Origin of the sequence: Pseudoalteromonas sp. SR45-5, assembly GCF_014163565.1 — a bacterium.
In the GTDB taxonomy this organism is placed as follows: Bacteria; Pseudomonadota; Gammaproteobacteria; order Enterobacterales; family Alteromonadaceae; genus Pseudoalteromonas; species Pseudoalteromonas distincta.
The window spans coordinates 1-1,119 of record NZ_JACJDN010000919.1 but is presented as its reverse complement, the minus strand read 5'-3'; the positions used below and the strand labels follow the sequence as shown (position 1 = coordinate 1,119).

The following is a 1,119-nucleotide window of genomic DNA, read 5'->3' as shown; positions in this document are numbered from 1 at the left end:
AACTCGCCCTTCAATATGTTCAGGGTTGCTGGTTAGGCCAATATTACGAACAGCTGTTCCGCGTTTAGCTGTAAGGCTACTACCTTTAACGTCTAAGTCTTTAATTAGGGTAACAGTATCGCCTGCTTGAAGTACTACACCGTTGCTATCTACATGCTTTAAATCGTCATCTTCAGCAAGTGCTTTTTTAGCCCACGTTAGCGTATCTTCTTCAAGGTAAATCATGTCTAGCGCATCTTGTGCCCAGCCATTATCAGGCGCTAAACGCGAAAGCATTCTGTAAGCTACAACTTGTACTGCAGGAGTTTGGCTCCACATGCTATCGTTTAAACAGTGCCAATGCGTAGGCGTTATTTCGCTGTTATTCTCGATTTGATCTTTACATGTTTGACACGTGTAAATACATTTATCTGAGTGGGTTTCAGTTACCGGTGGTACTTCATAAACAGATAAGTTCTCGGTGGCTGCACACAATTCACATTGATTATTACTACGTTCGATTAAGGCTTTTTCAATACTCATGGGGCTCTTTCTGATTCTGGTCGAGTTAACATTTGCTGCTATTGTACTCCAAAACACGAGCTCTGCGCCATTAGTCCCTTAATTTTGTGTGGGTATATTACTCATATACTTATCTTCAATAGTTTTTATATATCCTTGAGCGTGAAGGTTTTTAATTGCTAGGTTTATCTGGGGCAATAATTCTTTGTGTTTGCTCAATAAGCGAATTCTTAAAAAACCATGGGAATGCTGTGCGCCAAAGGCAATGTTTATCCCTAACTGCTTTGCCCAATAGAGCGCAGTTAACTTACCTACTAGTGCAGCTTCTACACGGTTTCTTGATAGGGCTGTCATAAGTTCTTTTTCGGATGGAAAGTCAACACGCTCAAAGGTGTTGTCATTAAAGTAATAGTAACCTAGTACCGTTCCTATATTTTTACCCTTCAAGCTATCAGCGCTTTGCCAATGCTGGGCATTTTTAGGCAAGGTAACAATCATTTCTGTGGCATAAATAAGCGGCTCTGAAAAAACATAACGAGGGTCATTTCTCTCACTCTTTGAGAGCCATTCTAATGAAATAACATCAAAATCGATTATTTCATCTTGTAAATATTTGGT

At 39.9% G+C, this 1,119-nt stretch carries 2 protein-coding genes; both read right to left on the bottom strand.

The genetic code is table 11. The features are described from left to right. A partial coding sequence (locus H5072_RS20075; RefSeq protein WP_182694592.1) for an alkylphosphonate utilization protein occupies window positions 1-522 on the bottom strand: 522 nt, incomplete at its 3' end. Window positions 523-600: 78 nt separating this feature from the next. Continuing rightward, window positions 601-1,119: ABC transporter substrate-binding protein (locus H5072_RS20070; RefSeq protein ID WP_182694591.1), on the bottom strand; the 519-nt coding region annotated here is incomplete at its 5' end.